The sequence below is a fragment of the Paenibacillus sp. JCM 10914 genome, from assembly GCF_001315105.1.
Classification (GTDB): domain Bacteria; phylum Bacillota; class Bacilli; order Paenibacillales; family Paenibacillaceae; genus Paenibacillus_AQ.
Window position 1 is genome coordinate 11683 of record NZ_BAZR01000045.1, and the last position, 20842, is coordinate 32524.

14 protein-coding genes and 3 pseudogenes are annotated in these 20842 nt (G+C 51.7%); 15 read left to right on the forward strand and 2 right to left on the reverse strand.

Annotated elements, in window-relative coordinates; all coding sequences use genetic code 11:
* The first annotated feature begins 45 nt into the window (after positions 1–45).
* The 10 genes and pseudogenes from uvrA to JCM10914_RS26595 all read left to right on the forward strand — a co-directional run bounded on the left by uvrA (position 46) and on the right by JCM10914_RS26595 (position 12232).
* Positions 46–2547 carry an excinuclease ABC subunit UvrA gene (gene uvrA, locus JCM10914_RS26550; RefSeq protein WP_023966869.1) on the forward strand — a complete coding sequence of 834 codons (2502 nt, stop codon included), beginning with the start codon at positions 46–48 and terminating at the stop codon, positions 2545–2547.
* A 30-nt stretch (positions 2548–2577) separates the two neighbouring features.
* Entirely contained in the window at positions 2578–4350 is a 1773-nt protein-coding gene (locus tag JCM10914_RS26555; protein WP_023966871.1) for an ABC transporter ATP-binding protein, read from the forward strand.
* 119 nt (positions 4351–4469) lie between these two features.
* Complete coding sequence (locus JCM10914_RS26560; RefSeq protein ID WP_023966873.1) at positions 4470–4859, forward strand: tautomerase family protein; 390 nt, start codon at positions 4470–4472, stop codon at positions 4857–4859.
* Positions 4860–5089: 230 nt separating this feature from the next.
* Positions 5090–5991: pseudogene (locus JCM10914_RS26565) on the forward strand (LysR family transcriptional regulator).
* Between the two features lie 241 nt (positions 5992–6232).
* Positions 6233–7422: pseudogene (locus JCM10914_RS26570) on the forward strand (glycine C-acetyltransferase).
* A gap of 16 nt (positions 7423–7438) precedes the next feature.
* Positions 7439–8407 carry an NAD-dependent epimerase/dehydratase family protein gene (locus JCM10914_RS26575; RefSeq protein WP_023966883.1) on the forward strand — a complete coding sequence of 323 codons (969 nt, stop codon included), beginning with the start codon at positions 7439–7441 and terminating at the stop codon, positions 8405–8407.
* Between the two features lie 33 nt (positions 8408–8440).
* Positions 8441–9009: pseudogene (locus JCM10914_RS26580) on the forward strand (helix-turn-helix domain-containing protein).
* 255 nt (positions 9010–9264) lie between these two features.
* Positions 9265–9903: a TetR/AcrR family transcriptional regulator gene (locus tag JCM10914_RS26585; RefSeq protein WP_023966887.1), complete on the forward strand. Its 639-nt coding sequence runs from the start codon at positions 9265–9267 to the stop codon at positions 9901–9903.
* A 22-nt stretch (positions 9904–9925) separates the two neighbouring features.
* Positions 9926–10447: a DUF4188 domain-containing protein gene (locus tag JCM10914_RS26590; RefSeq protein ID WP_023966889.1), complete on the forward strand. Its 522-nt coding sequence runs from the start codon at positions 9926–9928 to the stop codon at positions 10445–10447.
* Between the two features lie 117 nt (positions 10448–10564).
* Complete coding sequence (locus JCM10914_RS26595; protein WP_023966891.1) at positions 10565–12232, forward strand: DUF4091 domain-containing protein; 1668 nt, start codon at positions 10565–10567, stop codon at positions 12230–12232.
* Positions 12233–12302: 70 nt separating this feature from the next.
* On the opposite strand, the gene JCM10914_RS26600 is transcribed toward JCM10914_RS26595, so the two are convergent.
* A complete protein-coding gene (locus JCM10914_RS26600) occupies positions 12303–13580 on the reverse strand; it encodes an acyl-CoA thioesterase/bile acid-CoA:amino acid N-acyltransferase family protein (RefSeq protein ID WP_023966893.1) in 1278 nt (425 codons plus the stop codon).
* A gap of 187 nt (positions 13581–13767) precedes the next feature.
* Here JCM10914_RS26600 and JCM10914_RS26605 point away from each other — a divergent pair, with 187 nt between their 5' ends.
* The 3 genes from JCM10914_RS26605 (at position 13768) to JCM10914_RS26615 (ending at position 17552) form a co-directional block, all read left to right on the forward strand.
* Positions 13768–15231 carry a PLP-dependent aminotransferase family protein gene (locus JCM10914_RS26605; RefSeq protein WP_023966895.1) on the forward strand — a complete coding sequence of 488 codons (1464 nt, stop codon included), beginning with the start codon at positions 13768–13770 and terminating at the stop codon, positions 15229–15231.
* A gap of 167 nt (positions 15232–15398) precedes the next feature.
* Positions 15399–16325, forward strand: coding sequence for a D-alanine--D-alanine ligase (locus JCM10914_RS26610; protein ID WP_023966897.1), 927 nt, complete (start codon positions 15399–15401; stop codon positions 16323–16325).
* 6 nt (positions 16326–16331) lie between these two features.
* The gene (locus tag JCM10914_RS26615) at positions 16332–17552 is read left to right on the forward strand and encodes an aminotransferase class I/II-fold pyridoxal phosphate-dependent enzyme (protein WP_023966899.1); all 1221 of its coding nucleotides are present in this window, start codon (positions 16332–16334) and stop codon (positions 17550–17552) included.
* On the opposite strand, the gene JCM10914_RS26620 is transcribed toward JCM10914_RS26615, so the two are convergent.
* Positions 17553–18452, reverse strand: a complete 900-nt coding sequence (locus JCM10914_RS26620) for an AraC family transcriptional regulator (RefSeq protein WP_023966901.1) — start codon at positions 18450–18452, stop codon at positions 17553–17555.
* 207 nt (positions 18453–18659) lie between these two features.
* Between JCM10914_RS26620 and JCM10914_RS26625 the strand changes: the two genes are divergently transcribed.
* Positions 18660–19547 (forward strand): sugar phosphate isomerase/epimerase, encoded by an 888-nt coding sequence (locus tag JCM10914_RS26625; RefSeq protein WP_023966903.1) that lies wholly within the window; start codon positions 18660–18662, stop codon positions 19545–19547.
* 24 nt (positions 19548–19571) lie between these two features.
* A complete protein-coding gene (locus JCM10914_RS26630; protein WP_023966904.1) occupies positions 19572–20603 on the forward strand; it encodes a Gfo/Idh/MocA family protein in 1032 nt (343 codons plus the stop codon).
* Positions 20604–20842: the final 239 nt, after the last annotated feature.

Sequence of the window (20842 nt, forward strand, 5' to 3'; positions counted from 1 at the left end):
TAAATCGAGAGGTAAGCTAATCAAAATCTCAAGGAGGTTGAAACAATGCACGGAACGATCAAGATTCGCGGTGCGCGGGAGAATAACCTGAAGAATGTTTCGCTTGAAATCCCCAAGTACAAACTGGTTGTCATGACGGGGCCTTCGGGTTCGGGTAAGTCGACGCTCGCGATGGATACGCTTCAGCGGGAGTGCCAGCGGCAGTATATGGAATCCATGGGCATGGTGTCGGACTCGGTCAGCAAGCCAAAGGTGGATTCGATTGAAGGACTCTCGCCGTCGATCAGCGTGGGCCAGCACATTACGAACCGGAACCCAAGATCCACGATCGGAACGGTGACGGATATCTACACGCTGCTGCGAATTGTATACGCCAAGTTGGGCGAACGTACTTGTCCATCCTGCGGAGAGAAGGTCACACCGAATGTGGAAGGCGAGACGTATCACGGTCCATCGGACGAAGAAGAGATCAGCGACTCACCCGAGACGGTTCATTGTAGGCGATGCGGTCACAGTCTTGATAAATTGACGATGGCGCATTTTTCCTTTAACAAGCCGGAAGGCGCATGCGGCACCTGCAGTGGCCTTGGCCAAACAGTTAGTTTGAATATGGACGCCGTGTTCAATCAGGAGCTGAGTATTAGCGACGGTGCAGTGAGGCCGTGGTTCCAAGCTTTGGTGGAATATAACACGAGTATTATGAAAGCTGCTGCCCAATATTACGGGTTCACGTTCGATGAGAATCTGCCGCTGCGGCACTATAACGAAGTTCAGCGTGATCTTCTGTATTACGGCGTTGAGAGTGAGCAGTTCACCCGGCATTATCCTGAAGTGAAACCTCCGAAGACCGTGGGACAAGGCAAGTACGAAGGCGTGGTAACCGGCATATGGAGAAGGTACCGGGAGAAGGGGAGCGAATCTAGCGAGGCGGCCCTGTTCCATGAACACCAATGTCCGGATTGTCATGGAACGAAGCTGAGAGAGGACAGCCGCCGGGTTCTTGTTGACGGTGTGGCGATCCACGAGGTCAATGCCTGGTCCATTGGCGATGCACTTGCCTGGATGAACGCACTGCTTGGGGAGCTGTCCCCGGATCAGTTAACGATTGTGGAACCGCTTATTCATGATTCCGTAGTAAGATTGAAGCGCATTATGGATGTCGGGCTTGGTTATATGTCCATGGAGCGACAGGTCGTGACAATGTCGGGTGGAGAAGCTCAGAGGCTAAGGCTGGCCTCGATTCTAGGTTCAGGGCTTACTGGGGTACTGTATATTTTGGACGAGCCGACGACCGGACTTCATCCCAAAGATACGCGTGGGCTTATTCAGGTCCTGAAACAACTTAGGGACTTGGGCAATACGGTGCTTGTCATCGAACACGACGAAGAAGTGATGCGGGCCGCAGACCATATCATTGACATCGGACCGGGTGCGGGAACTAAGGGCGGTACGGTTGTGGGGGAGGGTACGCTGGAGGAATTGATCCACATTCCCAGGTCCGTTACCGGATCGTATTTCCGCGAGAATGGGCTGCATGCGGCACCGAGTCAGCGCAGGACTGGAAACGGCAGTCTGCTGACGATCAAGGATGCGCACTTAAGAAATTTGAAGAACATTACCGCGTCGTTCCCGCTCGGCTGCCTCATATCGGTGACCGGTGTATCGGGATCAGGCAAATCCACGCTATTGTTTGACCTTCTGGCGGAATCCGGAAGCGACCAGTCTCCACCAAGCGGCTGCAAAGCGATTACGGGTTGGGAATCGGTGGGACAACTCATCACGGTAGACCAATCCCCGGTATCCCGCATGCAGCGCTCCAACATTGCCACTTACACCGATGTTTATACCCATATTAGAAATTGGTACGCCGGTATGCCGGAAGCCAAACGAAGCCGGCTAACGGCCAAACATTTCTCCTTCAATACACCAGGCGGACGATGTGAGACCTGCCAAGGACTTGGCGTGGTTTCGGTGCATATGCACTTTCTGCCGGAGCTGGAAGTACGTTGTCCGGATTGCAAGGGCAGGCGTTTTAAGGAGGAGGTGCTGCGCGTATCCCATAACGGTTATACGATCTCCGACATTCTGGATATGACAATTGAAGAGAGCCTTACGCTGCTGGAGGATCGGCCCAAAATCATGGAATTGACCCAACTGCTCTGTGATGTCGGTCTTGGTTATTTGAAGTGGGGGCAATCGGTTCGGACATTGTCCGGTGGTGAGGGTCAGCGGATCAAGCTGGCAAAAGAGCTGAGCAAGAGAACGAGGAACCACACGCTGTACTTGCTGGATGAGCCATCAACCGGTCTGCACCCGGGCGATGTGAAGCAATTGCTCGTTCTGTTGAACCGCTTGGTGGACGCGGGCAATACCGTGATTTTGGTTGAACATAATCTGGACCTGATCTGGAACTCCGATTGGATTCTTGATATTGGTCCTGGCGGAGGAGCCGCCGGTGGATCGGTCGTCGCTGCGGGAACGCCTGAGGAAGTGGCGGCAGTGGCAGCTTCGTTTACCGGTCGGTTCATCCAAGAAATTTATATGTGACATGATTGACGTAGAAGGGTGGGGTTTAAATTGGAGCAAACCGTAGAAGAAGAGAAGGGCAAAGTAACGAAAACGACGATTCGCTATTTTATCAAACTGCTGCGTTCTTCGGGTATTCCGAAGTTGGTGCTCTTCCTTGCGATCTTGCTAAGTATGATCGGGGCGGTGACGGGACTGATCGTCCCGCTCATCACCGGCCAGTTGATCGATAATTTCGCGGCCGATTCCTTTAATGTCCGTACAGTCGGATTTCTAGCGATTCTGTTTCTAATGGAAGCTGTAGCGAGCGGGCTCTCGTATTATATGCTGGCCTTTGTCGGGAACCAGACGGTGAACAAAATTCGCAAACGGCTCTGGACCAAAGTGCTGGCATTGCCGGTTCCGTTCTTTGACAAGCACCGCTCAGCGGACACGATGAGTCGGGTGACCAATGATACGAATGAAGTGAAAACGTTGATCACGGATCATTTGATCGCTTTTTGCTCGAATCTGCTGACCGTGATCGGTGCCGTTGCGATACTGTTTTACCTGGATTGGCGAATGACTCTCATTATTCTCATCGCCGTCCCGGTAGGGTTCGGAATCTTAATGCCCATCGGCGGTAAAATGTACAAGATCTCCATCAGTATGTACGGGCAGCTTGCACAATTGTCGGCCATGCTGACCCAGGTGATCGGCGAGATCAGACTGGTGAAGGCGTCGAACGCGGAGCGGCGCGAGGAAAAAAGAGGCTACGACGATATGGACAGCCTGTACCGTTTCGGCATGAAAGAAGCCAGAATCAACTCCGTTCTGATCCCGTTAATGTCGATGGTCATGGTCGTGCTGCTGGTCGTTATCATTGGGTATGGCGGTGTGCGTGTCTCTTCCGGTGCGCTCAGCGCAGGTGAACTCGTCTCGTTTATCCTGCTGCTGTTCCAGATCATGTTTCCTTTCAGTCAATTCGCCACGTTCTATTCACAACTGCAGAAGGTCATGGCGGCAACCGAGAGATTACGGCTTATTCTCGAATTCGAGCCGGAGAGCGATGAACGAGCCATACGGTCGGCAGCCCAAGGTCACCGGGATGTTGAATTTAAAGAGGTTGCGTTTGCTTATCATGAAGGGGAGACGATTCTGTCTGAAGTATCGTTCACCATACCTGCCAAGAAAGTTACTGCTTTGGTTGGACCGAGCGGCAGCGGAAAAACCACGATATTTTCCTTAATTGAACGGTTCTATGCGCCTTCCGGTGGGGAGATTTCGTTCGGTTCGGACGAGATTCGCGATTATACGCTGGATTCTTGGCGGAGAAAGCTCGGATACGTGTCCCAGGACAGCCCGCTGATGACGGGGACGATTCGGGACAATATCGTCTATGGCCGGGAGGAGTCGGTCTCCGAGGAAGAAATTGCCGAAGCGGCGAGACTGGCTTATGCGGAAGGATTTATTGAAGCTTTGCCAAGGGGATATGACACGGAGGTCGGCGAGAGAGGCATCCAGCTATCGGGAGGCCAGCGCCAACGGGTCGCGATTGCAAGGGCGCTCTTGCGAAAGCCGGATATTCTGCTCCTGGACGAAGCTACCGCAAGTTTGGACAGCGACTCCGAGCATGAAGTACAGAAGGCATTGAATAATTTGATGGTGGAGCGCACGACCGTGGTCATCGCCCATCGGTTATCTACCGTCGTTGAGGCCGACCAGATTATTGTCCTCGAGAAAGGGCATATTACGGGGAGTGGCACGCACGAGGAACTAATCCAGAGCCACCCAACCTATGTGGAATGGGCGAAGAAGCAATTCCAGACGGGGGAATCCATATAAACATGCACGACCTTCAAGAGCGAGTGAATCGCTCTTGAAGGTTTTTTTGGCATATTGGGAGAATGTAATTAACAGGTAACAACAAAAGCCGAGTTGAGTATAGAGGAGATGAGCAGAGTATGGCACAGATTAAGGTTTATGGGCTAAGGACACAACTGAATCCGGTGAAGCAGCGGATGTCGGAAGTGATACATTCATGCGTGGTTGACGCATTTGAACTTCCGGCGGATAAGAAATTCCACCGGTTTTTTCCGATGGAAACGGAAGACTTCATCTACCCGGAAGGACGAACCGAACGGTATACGATCATCGAAATTAATATGTTTGAAGGCAGAAGCATCGAAGCCAAGAAGCGGCTGATCCGACTGTTGTTCGAGAGGCTGCAAGATCAGCTCCAGATCGGACCGCAGGATATCGAAGTCGCGATATTGGAGACGCCGCAGCATAATTGGGGCATTCGCGGCTTGCCTGGCGACGAGTTGGCATTGGGATATAAGGTGAATATTTAGAGTAGAGTTAGGGTAGAGGACAGCCGATTAACCATTGTAAATATGCGCCAATCCCCCATGATTGCAATAGAAACAGGGGGATTGGTGTTAGTTGTGCTTATTCCCATTACACGATACGGAGCTCCGTCTGGTACAATTGGTGGACGAGCTTCATATTCTGTATTTAGTGAAGATGTGGCAACAGATTCTGCATCAAGATGTAACGTGGAGTTTGAGAAGGGGGGAGCCCATTGACCTTACAACAATTAAAATACGCCATCGAAGTAGCCAATCGAGGTTCCATGAACGAGGCGGCCAAACGCTTGTTTATCTCCCAGCCGAGTCTGTCGAACGCCATGAAGGATTTGGAAGAGGAGCTTCGAATTACGATATTCGAACGGACCAACAAAGGCATCTCGCTGTCCAAGGAAGGGGCAGAGTTTCTCGCTTATGCACGGCAAGTGGTGGAGCAGGCAGAGCTGCTGGAGGCGCGGTATCTGAACGCCAAGCCTTCCCCGCAGCATTTTTCCGTATCGACTCAGACTATGCGTTCGCGGTGAACGCCTTCGTGAACCTCGTTCAGCAATATGGACAGGACGAATACGAATTGGCCTTGCGAGAGACGAAGACTTACGAAATTATTCAAGATGTCAAAACGCTGCGCAGCGAGATCGGCATTCTGTATCTCAATGAATTCAATGCGAAGGTGATCAACAAGCTGCTGAAGGACGCGGGACTGCAGTTCACCAGCTTGTTTACGGCGAAGCCGCATATTTTCATCAGCATCAAAAATCCGCTCGCCAAGCAGTCCATCGTCACGATCGATGAGCTGCAGCATTATCCGTATTTGTCCTTCGAGCAAGGAGAGTATAATTCGTTCCATTTCTCCGAGGAGATTCTCAGCACGTTGTCGCACAAGAAGAGCATCCGGGTCAACGACCGCGCAACGCTGTTCAATCTGTTGATCGGGCTGAACGGTTATACCATCTCCACCGGGGTGCTTAGTGCAGATCTGAACGGGAATGAGATTATTCCGGTTCCGCTGGATTGCGATGAGTCGATCAAGGTCGGTTGGATCAGTCATAGAAATGCGTCATTGTCCAAGCTGGCAACAGCTTATGTGGAGGCGCTCCATCAAGCGATAACAACGTGAATTAAGCGAATAAGAGACCTATCAGAATGTAACGTACAAAAGACGAACGTCGACCGTACGCTTTCTGGTGGGTCTCTTTTTATACATAAATCTAGCAGCTACCGGCCGTCCTTGGTCTAATATAGCATATATTTGTGCGAGATATTGCATATAGATCTGTTTTTGCATACAATGATGTTGTAAATGAAATGTGCGATTTTATGATTTTATGATCTATTACACAACATGGGAGGGAATTTCTATGCCAAGCCACTCATTGAGTGCTTTCTTACAACAGAATTTAAACGATCTTCAACAGCAAGGACTCTATAATACGATCCAGCCTCTCGAGAGCCCGAATGGTCCACTGATCACCATTCAAGGGCGTGAATATGTAAATCTATCATCAATAATTATTTGGGTTTAGCTAATGACGCGCGTTTGAAGGAAGCGGCAATTACGGCTACCCAGCAATTCGGAACAGGTAGCGGGGCCGTACGTTCGATTAACGGCACGCTTACCCTTCACGTGGAGCTGGAGGAGAAGCTGGCCCAGTTCAAGGGGACGGAAGCTGTGCTCACCTATCAGTCCGGCTTTAATTGCAACATGGCAGCGATCTCAGCGGTGATGGGGGCAGGCGATGCTATTCTCTCCGATGAATTGAACCATGCATCGATCATCGATGGCTGTCGATTGACGAAGGCGAAGGTAATCCGATTTAATCACTCGGACATGGACGACCTGAGAGCGAAGGCGAAGGAAGCCAGAGCGTCTGGCCAGTACAGCAAGATCATGGTCATTACGGATGGCGTATTCTCCATGGACGGGGACATTGCCAAGCTCCCGGAGATCGTGGAGATTGCCGAGGCGTATGATCTGATTACGTATGTGGACGACGCCCACGGTTCAGGTGTCTTGGGCAACGGTGCGGGCACGGTGAAGCACTTCGGTTTATCCGACAGGGTGGATATGCAGATCGGGACCTTGTCCAAGGCAGTCGGCGTAGTCGGCGGCTATGTTGCAGGGTCGCGCGACCTGGTCGATTGGCTCAAGGTCCGCAGCCGGCCGTTCCTGTTCTCTACTGCTTTGCCACCGGGCAATATTGCAGCTTGCATTGCCGCTGTGGATATCTTGCAGAACAGCAAAGAATTGCAAACCAAGCTGTGGGAGAACGCCAAGTATTTGCAGGAGGGGCTCAGACAGCTTGGCTATTCAACCGGAGCGACGGAAACTCCGATTACGCCATGCATCGTTGGCGATGAAGCGACAACTCAGAAATTCAGCACTCGTCTGTACGAAGAGGGAATCTATGCCAAAGCGATTGTGTTCCCTACCGTTCCGAAAGGGACAGGAAGAGTTCGCAACATGCCGACCGCTCTCCATACCAAGGAGATGCTCGATCGTGCGTTGTCCGCATACGAAACCATCGGCCGCGAGCTGAGTCTGATCTGATAAGGAGGCACGAAACATGAAACGGATAATGGTAACAGGCGCGCTCGGTCAGATCGGATCAGACCTGGTAGCTGCCTTACGGCAAATTTATGGTGAGGAAGCCGTTCTGGCCACGGATATTCGTCAGGCCAATCACGATTTGGTCAAGTCAGGGCCATTTCGCATATTAGATGTAACGAATCAGGACGCGTTTCATGATGCAGCTAAAGAGCACCGCGCAGATACGATTATCCATCTTGCAGCCTTGTTGTCGGCAAGGGCAGAAGTGAATCCGGCACTGGCCTGGAACTTGAACATGGGTGGCCTGATTAGCGCGCTGGAGACCGCACGTGCCTTGTCTTGTCAGTTCTTTACGCCAAGCTCTATCGCAGCTTTCGGTGCAGATACGCCGAAGAAGGCTACACCGCAGGATACGCTGCAGCGCCCGTTAACGATGTACGGGGTCAGCAAAGTGTCGGGTGAGCTTCTCTGCGATTATTACTATCATAAATTCGGGGTGGATACACGGGGATTGCGTTTCCCTGGATTGATCTCCCATGCCGCACCTCCAGGAGGAGGCACAACGGATTATGCCGTCGAGATGTACGGTGAAGCCATCGTGCACGGCAGTTATTCATCTTACATTGATAAAGGAACATATCTGGACATGATGTATATGCCGGATGCGATCCGCGCGGTCATCATGCTGATGGAAGCCGATTCAGCCAAGCTGAAGCACCGCAATGCATTTAATGTAACCGCAATGAGTGTCGACCCTGAAGACATTGCGGCCAGTATTCGCCAACATCTACCGGAATTCAAGCTGGGTTATGCTGTGGATCCGGTTCGTCAAGCGATTGCAAATGAGTGGCCGGATGCAATTGATGCAACGGCAGCACGCGAAGAATGGGGATTTGATGTACAATATGATTTGAACCGTATGACCCGTGATATGGTGTCAAAGCTAATGGAGAAGCTGGGGGCTGATCAGAGCAAGATCAGTTAACGGCTTAGCATCAGAAGGAGGATCTTGTAACTCTTGGAACCCATTCATAAAAAAGTAGGACGAAATCTGCAAGCCATTCGTAAATCGCGGGGCCTCAGCTCGATAACGTCGCTGAACTGACCGGCGTTAGCAAGGCTATGCTCGGACAGATCGAACGCGGCGACTCCAACCCAACGATATCGGTATTGTGGCGGATCGTCAGCGGCTTGGGCATCTCGTTCACGACGCTGATCGAAGAGGCGGAGACCGAGGTAACGGTCGTAACGCCGGATGATGTGGAGCCGTTTCACGAAGCTGAAGGCGCGTACCGGGTGCACCCTCTGTTCTCGTATAACCTGCGCACGAAATTCGAATCGTATATGGTCATTATGGACCCAGGCTGCGATCACGGCTCTGAAGCGCACAATGACGGCGTGGAGGAATATATCTTCGTTCATCAAGGAGAGCTTGAGCTGTGGCGTGAAGATCAGCGCTTTACCGTTCCAGCCGGGAGCTCCGTTCACTTCGGTGCCAATCGTCCGCACCGGTACGTAAACCCGGGGAATGAGACAACGAAGTTCTACACGATCATCTTTTACGCCGACGCCGCTGCCCGCGGGTAGACATGCGATGCGTAGCGCCGTCGTGGCGACTTGTGGACAAGCCGCTCTGTATAGAAGAGCAGGTGCCTGCCCGGCTATTTAGAATGGAAACTTTGTGAATAACGTATTTCAGGTTTTTTAGCAATATTCGGCATAACAATTTAAGGCGAGTACAGATATCCATTCTGAACTTGCCTTTTTATTGTATTTCTAACTTGACATTTAAATTAACTTGAGTTAATTTATTTACATAAGTTAATTTAAATTGGTGGTGAAATGATGTCGACAACGGATATTCCCTTGAGAGAACTTAAGAAAGCAAAGAATAAGATCGCGTTATATGAAGCCGCGTTGTCCCTCATGCAAGATCGCATGTTCAGTCAGGTCATGCTGGAGGACATTTGCCGTACTGCCGAAATTTCAAAAGTAACCTTCTTCAAGTTTTTTCAACGGAAAGAAGATTTGCTGCTTTATTTCATGCGCATCTGGCTCACGAAGCGGATGATTGAGGTTGAGACGGAAGGTATGCACGGTTTGCAGGCTTTTCGGCACCTGTTATCCAGTGTGGTGGAAGAGCATGGTGTGAGGCCTGGAATGATGCCGAGCCTGATTTCGTTCTTGGCTGAACTGAACATGCAGCCCTCTATGCCGGAATTAAGCCAGGCTGAGGTTGCGCTGTTGTTTCCAGGGAATGAAGAGCGGGGAGCCACGTCCCCCAATATGTATCAAATATTTCGCGATTGGATAGCTGCTGACTTTCAGGCAGGAAAGCTGCGCCAAGGCATTGAGATAGAAGCTGCGGTTCAAATCTGCTTTACCGTTTTCTATGGCGCTTTTCTGACTTCGCAATTGTACGGTCCAAATGCTGATATCGCAAGTGTGTATGAAACCCATCTAGGTCTGTTAGAAGTTTAATCTGAAAGGGGAGGAAGATAGAATGAGTAAAGTCATTTCGGGACGTTATACCGCACAAATGGATGGTCCCTTCGTTGTGTTTATGATCGGCATGCGTGTAAACAAATGGTGGGCGGTGCATAAGTGGCTGCCGGTATTTGCTGCGATGTCCCCCATGCTACAGGAACTGTATCGGAACAAAGAGCTCGGCTTTATTGATGGCTCCTTTCATTTCTCATGGAGGGGCGTCACGCTCGTCCAGTACTGGAAGAGCTTTGAGCAGTTGGAACATTATGCTCGTCATGGAGCTGTTCACCTGTCCGCGTGGCGAAATTTCAACCGTAAGGTAGGAACGGGCGGAGTTGTTGGCATATTTCACGAATCCTACTTGGTTGAAGCAGGACAATATGAATGCATGTACAATAATATGCCACGGTTTGGACTTGGCCGAGCCGGAGAACATGTACCCGCCACAGGACGAAGAGAGACGGCAAGCCGTCGCCTTGGCCGGGAGAGCGAACCTGCCGTGCCAACGCCGGCGAATCCGGGTAAGACCAGCGTTTAGGCGATAGGTCCCGTTTTTAAGGGCAACGGTAAATTCATCGTGCAATATACTCAGATTATAGTAAGATGTACGTGAGATCGACCTCATCATCATGCTAGAGAGAGGATGTTGCAATTCATGAGTCATTCCGTTCTGTTCGAAACTCGGTTGCTAAGCTCCTTATCCAAAGTATTTGCTGATCAAGAATTATCAGAGGCTTCTTATAACAGGGGGTCTGCCTTACGTAATGAGGCATATTCCTTTCAGGTTGCCTATCGTTCTGACCGTTTATTGAAAAATATTCGCGTATCGCTGCATTCCGAGCTGAATGAGGCATTGAGCGTCCGATCCGTCGGGCTTGTACCTTCGGAATTGCCGGGATATCACGATCAGGATGACTGTGTGCTGCGATCCACCCCAGGGCTGTATCCCGATCCGTTGTTGCCGCTGTCCTCAGAAGCTACCGTTACCGGTTATCCCCATCAATGGAGAAGCCTGTGGGTGACGTTGCAGCCGAAGGGCCTGCTGTCCGCTGGTACATATGACATCACGCTTCGGTTTGAAAGTCAGTCCGGAGACACGCTTGGAGAAGAAGTGTTTCGTCTAGACATCCTTGGCGCGTCGCTGCCCGAGCAGAAGCTGATCCATACGGAATGGTTCCATGCCGACTGCCTCGCAACGTATTACAATGTCGAAGTCTTCAGCGAATCGCATTGGCGGCTGATTGACAAGTTCATACAGACCGCAGCGCAGCACGGCATGAATATGATGCTGACGCCGCTGTTTACGCCGCCGCTGGATACGCAAGTGGGCGGGGAGCGACCGACCGTGCAGCTTGTGGATGTGGAGAGTGCCGGTACAGGAACCTATCGCTTCGGATTCGAGCGGCTGGATCGCTGGCTCGACATCTGCGAACGTAACGGCATACGATATTTGGAGTTCTCTCACTTTTTCACGCAGTGGGGCGCCAAGCATGCACCGAAGATTATCGTGAACAACGGCGGCCATGAAGAGAAACGGTTCGGCTGGGAGACGGACGCAGCTGGCGGGGAGTATGAATCCTTCATTCGGCAGTTTGTCCCGGCACTGCTCAAATGGATCGAGGAGAAAGGGATTCAGGATCGATGCTACTTCCATGTATCGGATGAACCGCATGCTTCCCACCAGGAGTCTTACGGCTATGCCAGCCGTCTGATGTCCGAACTGCTGCCTGACTATCCGATTATCGATGCGTTATCGGATATAGCATACTATGAGCAGGGTTTGGTACAGCGTCCGATTCCTGCAAGCAATCATATCGAACCGTTCCTGGAGTCGCAGGTGGAACCGTTGTGGACATACTACTGCTGCTCGCAGTATCAGGAGGTGTCCAATCGCTTCTTCAACCTGCCTTCCGCCAGGAATCGGATTCTGGGCATCCAATTATATAAGTTTAACATTCAAGGGTTCTTGCACTGGGGGTATAATTTCTGGAACTCGCAGTTTTCCATTCGGGCGATTGATCCGTACCAAGTCACGGACGCGGATGCCGGTTTTCCTTCTGGAGATCCTTTCCTCGTCTATCCCGGCGTAGACGGCCGCCCGGTTGAATCGATCCGGCTAAAGGTATTCTTCGAAGCGCTTCAAGATCTTAGGGCACTGCAACTGCTGGAGACGCAGATCGGGCGCGAGGCGGTCATGAAGGCACTTGAAGAGGATCTTGAGGAACCGATAACGTTTAAGCGTTATCCGCGGGATATGGAGTGGCTCCTATCCAAGCGGCAGTGGGTCAATGACAAGATCCAAGAGCGTCTGGCTGTCAAATAACAACAACGATAAAACCTGCTTCAACCGTTCGCTGTGCGGACGGGGGAGCAGGTTTTATTGTTTGGTTGAACTATAGCATTTTTTTGAAGAATTCGATGGTTTCTTTCCAGGAGTCGATGCTGGCACGAGCGATATCCGGTTTCGTCCCTTGATCAGAAGCAATGGCTCTTAGATAAGGGATGCCGATGTAATGCCCCGCCCCCTTATAGATGAGATGCTTGGATAATCCGGCTTGATCCGGGCTCGTTCTTCTCCGGAATCCTTGTTGAGATAAGGCAACCGAATCCCAGCATTCATCAGCTTCGCCCGAAATCATGAGCAGGCCGCCGTTAATACGTTCAAGTGGGATCGTTGCCGCATCCCGCTGTGCATGGTCCGCAGACAAGCCACCATGCCATGCGCGAAATGGGTTCCCTTGCTTGCTACCCCACATCTGCTTGCAGGACAGAGCCAGATCGACCGGATTATCTCGCCGAAGATATGGCAGAGGCTGGCCTTCATAGATCCAGGCTGGCGGCAGGATGGGCTGATCGGTCCATGGCGCAATGCCGCAGAATGACACGGCGGAACCGTTTAAAGACACGGTGGCCGTAATGTCGGAGAACAGGACGGCTGACCAGAGGGCCAGTTCGCTCCCTCTTGATGTACCATGAATGCCTATTCCGCCTGGCGCCACTTCCGGCCTGCTCTTCAACCATTGGATGGCTTTCCCGACGTATTCAAGTGAAATATCGCTGAGCTGCTTGTTGAGATTCCCGGTTCCGAAATACCCAAGGGCCAGCACGGAGAATCCATGAGATGCGAGCAGCGCTGCTGTCTTCTCGTTTATTCCGCCCTCCGACCCTCCGAGCACGAGAATCGCCCGTTTTGGACCGTGATTTGCAGGGTAGAAGTACGTCCCTATGAATTCATCATTATGTACAGGTTCTTTGCATATTCCGGCTCCCAGCCATTCACGTATAATGGTCTGCTGCGCCGCGATGTGATGGTCCGACTCCAGCAGCAGCGTGGAGTTCTGAGGCGATAGTTCATCCTTTATAATAGATGGAGGAGAAGGAGTCTCATTACCGTGAGGAAGCTGATCGCCTGGCAGCGGTTCCAGCGACCAGAACAATCCCATGCCGTCTACACCGGTATAGCTGCCCTGGACAGGTGCTTGACGTTCTAGGTGCACATTGCCCTCAGAGTCAGCGATAAAGGTCGCTTCTGAAGCGAGAAACCGGTCTTCGTGGATTTTTTTGATAAGATGGAATTTGACGGTTTGTTGCGGCTGTAGTCCTACGGCCGATATTGTGACAGGTTCGTCCATCATGGAAGTGGAACGACTAATGATGATTGCTGGATGCATGTTATACAATCTCCTTGAAGTTAGTGAATAGCTATGGTTAGTTCTTTTTCTCTTTGGGAAGCGCAATATCCTGTTGATTCGTGGAAAGTTATTCGGGCAGGCAACCACAAGGGCCAAGAAAGCGGCTTGTCGTGGCTCTACTGACCCGGTTATAAATATGCCATGATAGTGGCAAGGGGGTAAGGTAATGTATTCGGATTTTTGGCTGGCGCAGGATCGACCGGCTTACATTCAGGTGAAGGATTACATGAAGCGGATGATGACAAGCGGAGCGCTGCAAGCCGAGCAGAAGCTGCCGTCCACGCGGGAGCTAAGTTCCTTGCTGAGGATCAGCCGTAATACGGTATTGAATGCATATGCTGAACTGGAGGACGAAGGCTTTATCTATGCTTTGAAAGGTCAAGGGCATTTTGTTGTCCCGTCTGACAGCGCGAGCGCATCACTTCATCCGATGCAGCATCCTTCTCTCGATTGGAGCTCCCGATTGAACAATTACACCAGGCTGGCGGAAGAAATGGATTTAATGAAGCACGGAATCCGTGCCGGTAAAGGTGCCATCTCATTTACGAGCATAGCTCCTGACGAGAAACTATTCGATCTGCATAATGTGAAGCGTGCATTTCTTGATCGGATGTCGCTTGAAGGCGAGGTATTGCTGAATTATGGCTATGCGAAGGGATACAAACCGTTAATTGATTACTTGCTCCGCTATATGGAGAATAAGGGCGTTGATATTTCGAACAAGGATCTGTTGATTACCAGCGGATTCACAGAAGGTCTAAGCTTGGTGTTGTCAGTCTTGAACCAGCGGCATGGCCGCATTCTTTGCGAGAATCCAACGCACCATACAGCCATTAAAAATTTCAAAATGCACGGATATGACGTCACTGGAGTGCCGATGGAGGCGGACGGAATCAGCTTGAACGAGCTGGCTGGTGCGCTCTCGAAGAACGACTACGATTTAGCCTATCTAGTGCCTTCCTATCATAATCCGACCGGCATCGTAATGTCGCATCGGAAGAGGCTGGAAGCCTTGCGGTTACTGAGCGAGTATCAGATACCGGTCATAGAGGATGGTTTCAACGAAGAGCTGCGCTACTCCGGCTCGCACATTGCTCCTCTTGTTGCCAGCGCAGGCGGCAAGAGCAACAGCGTGATCTATCTGGGAAGCTTCTCCAAAATCCTTTTTCCTGGGCTGCGTGTGGGGTGGATTTTGGCAGATCAGACACTGGTGGGATATTTGGAAAGCGTGAAGCGTGCCCGCAGCATTCATACCTCTACGCTGGATCAATCCCTGCTCTATCAGTATTTGTATAACGGCAATTTCGAGAAGTATCTGAAGCGGGCCAAGACGGAGTACAAGCGAAAATATGAGCTGGCCATGCGTTGTTGCAAGGAATGGCTTCCGCTGAAGCGGTTGTCCGGAGACGGTGGTCTTCATCTGTTCGTGGAATTCGAGCCAGGGTTCCAGACGCGGCAACTGCTTGAGATGTGCACGGAGCAGGGCGTGGTATTCACGCCAGGGGATATCTTCTATACCGACGGTCGCGGCCAGCATACGATGCGGCTTGGCTTCTCCCGCGTCTCGGATGACCATATCGAGAAGGGAATTCGGATCATCGGTGAAGCGGCGAGGGCGCTGCTGAAATAACGGGGAGAGGCTGATTTCAATGAAAAATGGCTGTCTTCAGTGAAAGAAGGCGGAATTCCGTCAAGAAGTTTATCATCCACAAAACTCGGTGTATGCTTCCGATGCAAGTTTTGTTTGAAGCCTATCAAGAAGTTTATCATCCACAAAACTTTGAGGAGGAACACATCATGAAAGTTGGCGTCATCATGGGGGGCACATCCTCCGAACGGGAGGTATCGATCATGACAGGCCAGGAGATGATGGCGCACCTGGATGTCACTCGTTACGAGATCGTCCCGATTGAGATCAACGACAAACGAGAGCTGATCAGCAAAACGGCAGGAATCGACGTCGCCTTGCTTGCTCTTCACGGCCAATACGGTGAGGACGGTACTGTGCAAGGGACGCTGGATTCCCTGGGCATTCCATATACCGGCAGCGGCGTCCTGTCCAGCAGCGTTTGCATGGACAAAGACATGAGCAAGCAGTTGCTCCGCTATGCGGGGCTCCATACCGCCGACTGGATCATGGTTAACGGTGTGGAGGAACTTATGACCGCTGACGTAGATGCACTCGGCTACCCGGTAGTGGTGAAGCCCAATGCGGGCGGCTCCAGCATCGGCACCCGGATCGTAAGAACCAGGGAGCAGTTGGAGCCGGCGGTCGCTGAAGCGCTGCGCTGGGATCGCTCGGTCATGATCGAGCAATGGATCGGCGGCGAAGAAATCACCTGCCCGGTGCTGGACGGGAAGCCGCTTCCCGTCGTAGGTATTAAGCCGAACTCTGAGTTTTTTGACTATATTTCCAAGTATGTGGAGGGCGAGGCGGAGGAGCAAGTCATTGTACTGCCGGAGACCTTGCATAAGCGAGTAGAGGCCGCCGCGCTCCAATGCTATAAGCTGCTGAAGTGCAGCGTGTACGCCCGAATTGACATTATCGTTCAGAATGGAACACCGTACATTTTGGAGGTTAATACATTGCCAGGCTTAACCAAGAACAGTCTTCTCCCCAGAAGCGCGGCAGCAGCAGGCATGTCGTTCGGCCAGCTTCTGGATGCCATCATCGAATATTCGATATCCGAAAGACGAAGTGAATCTAAGACCAACAAGGAGTAGTGCGATATGAATACAACCAATAGCTTCCTGTCACCCGTGGTTATGGGGATGCCTCCATCCGGCATCCGGCAATTCTTCAATGCAGCCGAAGGCGATCCGAGTGTAATCTCGCTCGGAGTCGGAGAACCGGATTTTACAACACCAGCGTGTGCGATAGCGGCCGCCAAGCGTGCATTGGATCAAGGCAAAACGATGTACACGCCCAACGAAGGGCTGCTGGAACTGCGGGAAGCTATTGCGGAGTATCTCTATGACCAGTTTCAGTTACGATATGAACCGTCCCGCGAGGTGCTGGTCACGGTGGGCGGCAGTGAGGCGATCGATTTGGCGCTGCGCGCCTTAATTAATCCGGGGGACGAAATCATCATACCCGTACCGGGCTATGTGGCGTATACGCCATTGGTCGCTTTAAATCGGGGAATCGCTATTGAACTGGAACTGTCTGCGCAGCAGGATTTCAAATTAACCGCCGAGTCCCTGCAGCAGGTCATCACATCGCGAACCAAAGCGATTGTCGTTAACTTTCCCAGCAATCCGACCGGAGCGGTGATGACCTACGATGATTGGCTGCCCATTGCCCAGTTAGCGATCAGACATAATCTGGTGGTCATCTCTGATGAGATGTATGCCGAGCTGACGTATGGACGACGCCATACCAGCATCGCCTCGCTACCGGGCATGCGAGAGCGTACCCTTGTAATCGGTGGCTTCTCCAAAGCGTTCGCCATGACCGGCTGGCGTGTCGGCTATCTTTGCGGTGAACGGGAACTGGTCAGCCCGATGGTCAAGATCCACCAGTACACCGCGTTGTGCGCACCGATCGTCGGCCAGATCGCGGCCATCGCATGCTTGCGCAGCGGGCTTGGCGATAAGGAAGAGATGAGGGCGACTTACGACAAGCGGAGAACCATGTTCGTGCAGGGTTTAAGGGAGATAGGTCTCGATTGCCGTGAACCGCAAGGCGCATTCTATGCCTTTCCGAGCATCGTCAGCACGGGGATGAGTTCGCAGCGATTCGCAGAACGGCTGCTGCAGGAAGCGAAAGTCGCCGTGGTACCAGGCCAGGTCTTTGGTGCGGGCGGCGAAGGATTCATTCGCAGTTCCTATGCCGCTTCCACGGCACAATTAACGGAAGCGCTGGAGCGAATTGATGGCTGGCTTAGACGGAACAAGCCAGACTGCAAAGGGCCGGTTCCTAACGCCCCTTCCAACATACAAGCAATCTAGCTACAGAATTCTGGAGAGCTTGCGATAATCGGTGGCCGTAATTCCTTCAAGTCGGCGGAAAATCCGGCTGAAATAATGGATGTCCGGATATCCGACTGCTGCACCGACGGCTTCAACCGATATTTCCGATTCCCGAAGCAAACGGCGAGCCTCTCGATGCCGTACGGATTGCACATATTCGCTGGGAGGCATCCCGGCCAGACGTTTGAACAACTTGGCGGTATGGTCCACGCTTAACATTACTTGCTCCGCGATACTGCGATTGCTCCAGTCTTTGGCTGGAGCTTGTTCGATTTGGCTCATAAGATCGAGCAATCGGCCATCATACGGCGAGGCTTCCGATAGTTTCCTGGAAGCAGGCGTTCGCATCAACTGGACCAGAATATCCAGCATGAGACCCTTGCAGGCTAATTCATAGCCCGGCGGACGATGCGTGAACTCTTCAACGATGCGTTCCATCATTTGCACACACGCCAGAGTCGGTGTGTAGATGACTTGGGAGGATAACGGCGCCAGCGTCGATATCGTCGCTTCATGGGCAAATTTATCACTGGAGAGCATCGTTTCATTAACGATCATGTCGGCTTCCGTCTGGATGTCCAGCTCATCAAAAAAGTCAAAGTGAATGCCGAGAAACCGCGCATCGGGAGCGGACGCGACTTCATTCTGATGATAGACCCCGGAAGGCAGGTAGATCAGTTGTCCTGCTTCGATCCGATATCGGTTTCCGTACATGGTCGTAACGGCTTCTCCTTGGCTCACATAGAGCAATTCGAAATCGTACAATCTTCTGCGGGGCAGAGCGCCGACGGGCATTCGTTGAAACTGGGCGTAATGAATGCTGGGAGACCATGCCTTAAAGGGGGCTTCACGTTGAATTGGGTATAAAGTAAGGGTCATTTATTTCGACTCCCTTCGTGGCTAGAATAGCAATGCATGAGAACGGAAAAATCCAAATTTTCGCTTTTCTATCTAAATCATTTTCTCTAATAATTAATTAATATATAAGTATTATTACATCATCATCTTATGTTTACAATGTAACGGAAAAATTCAAATGACCTGTCTCACATGCATTTCATTCCATGATCCAGGGAGGTAGTCGTTATGAAAAAAGGAATCAATATCTGGTCATTCTCAGGCAATACCTCGATTGCAGAAGCTATAGCGCTTTCAAAGGATGCTGGATTCGACGGGATTGAACTCTCGTTGAACGAGTCCGGCGAGCTCGGACTTCAGGCTGGGGATCAAGAAGTCAAGCAGATTAAAGCACGACTCGAAGAAGCGGAATTGGAGATCGCCGGTCTGGCAACCGGCTTGTATTGGGACTATCCGATGACAAGCAATGACCCGGTGGTACGCGAGAAGGCCATGGATATCTGCAAGAAGCAACTGGAACTGGCTGCCGCCTTCGGTGTTGATGCCATTCTGGTTATCCCGGGAGCCGTTGGCGTCGATTTCATTCCGGGAGCTGCTGTAGTCGATTATGAATATGCTTACAACCGCGCGCAGGAGTCCATCAGTCAGCTTGCGCCATATGCCCAAAGCGCAGGCGTCTCGATCGCGATCGAGAACGTATGGAACAAATTCCTGCTCTCTCCGCTCGAACTTCGCACCTTTATCGATGAGGTAGGCTCCGACTTCGTCGGGTCGTATTTCGATGTGGGCAATGTGGTTTACAGCGGTTATCCGGAGCACTGGATTCGAATTCTCGGAACACGTATCAAAAAAGTCCATTTCAAAGATTACCGCAGACAGGCAGGTGGCTTGCATGGTTTCGTTGATCTTCTGGCTGGAGACGTGAACTACCCGGCCGTTGTCGAGGCGCTGCGCGGCATCCACTATGACAATTACGTAACCGCGGAGATGATACCGCCATACAACCATTACTCGGAACAGATCATCTACAACACATCGAAATCGATGGACGTCATTCTGGGGCGAACGCCGTCTTTACGGCCATCTGGTGCTCGTCAGCACCAGAGCCAATCATAAGCAGCGGATAAGGGAGGGATATACATGCTGAGAGTCGGCATATTAGGATTTGGATTTATGGGACGCATGCATTTTGACAACTACGTACGTCTGATCGAGGAGGGGGCAGAAGTAGAACTCGTGGCAATCTGCGATCTGCGCATCGAAGAGCTGAAGAACAGCACGGCTAACGGTAATATGGCTACCGAGCGCGACGTGTACGATCTCACTCCGTATCGACTATATGATCACGTGGATGAGATGTTGAAGCAGGAAGAGCTTGATATCGTGGATGTTTGCCTGCCGACCTATCTTCACGCGGACATGACCTGCATGCTGCTTGAGCAGGGAATACATGTCATGTGCGAGAAACCGATGGCGGGAAGCACGAAAGAAGCATGGCGTATGGTGGAGGCTGCGGAGCGTACGGGCAAGACGCTGATGATCGGACAATGTCTCCGATTCTGGCCGGCTTATGAATACTTGAAGGCGTGCGTGGAAGATGGAAGATACGGCAGTGTCGTAGCCGGTGAGTTCTACCGCGGCTCGGAGCCGCCAAAAGGCTGGTTCCTGGAGGGAGAGAAGAGTGGGGGCTGCATCACGGATATGCATGTCCATGACGTCGACATGATTCACTGGTTGATGGGCAAACCCCAGCAGGTATCTACATTCGCTAAGACGGTGATTGAATGCAGTTCCTATGATGTTGTATCTACACACTACCGCTACGAGGATGGGAACGTCATTAACGCGCATGCAGATTGGACGCTACATGGCGAGCACGGGTTCTACATGGGCTACCGCGTGAATCTGGAACAGGCTACCCTGGTGTTCGAGAATAATGAATTGAAGGTCTATCCGGAGGACGCTGCCGGTTTCACCGCAGCATTATCGGAGGATTCGGGGTATTATCGCGAGCTGAAATATTTTATCGAATCGGTTGCACAAGGGACGCCTGTGACGGTCTGTACACCAGCGAGCGCCGCAGCCTCGCTTGAAATTATCGAGGCAGAGATTCGTTCGGCGAACGCGAACGGCGCGTTAGAGACATTACCGACGAAGCAAGAGGTAAGCTAAGCCGCACAGTAAAGCTGCTCTTTTGATGTGTATGCGCGCAGATTACCTTGCTGAATCTAGTCGTTCAGGCCGAAATCCTCTGAAGCAGAGCATCGGCAGCAGCGCTAGTGAGGCGAGGGAGGGCGCACCGATGCTAGAAGCCTGCAAGTCCCTAAGAGGGACATGTGGCGCTTGAAAGTGGCGGAAAGAAGGGTGCAAGTCCCTAAGAGGGACATGAGGCGCTTGAAAGTAGAGCGGAA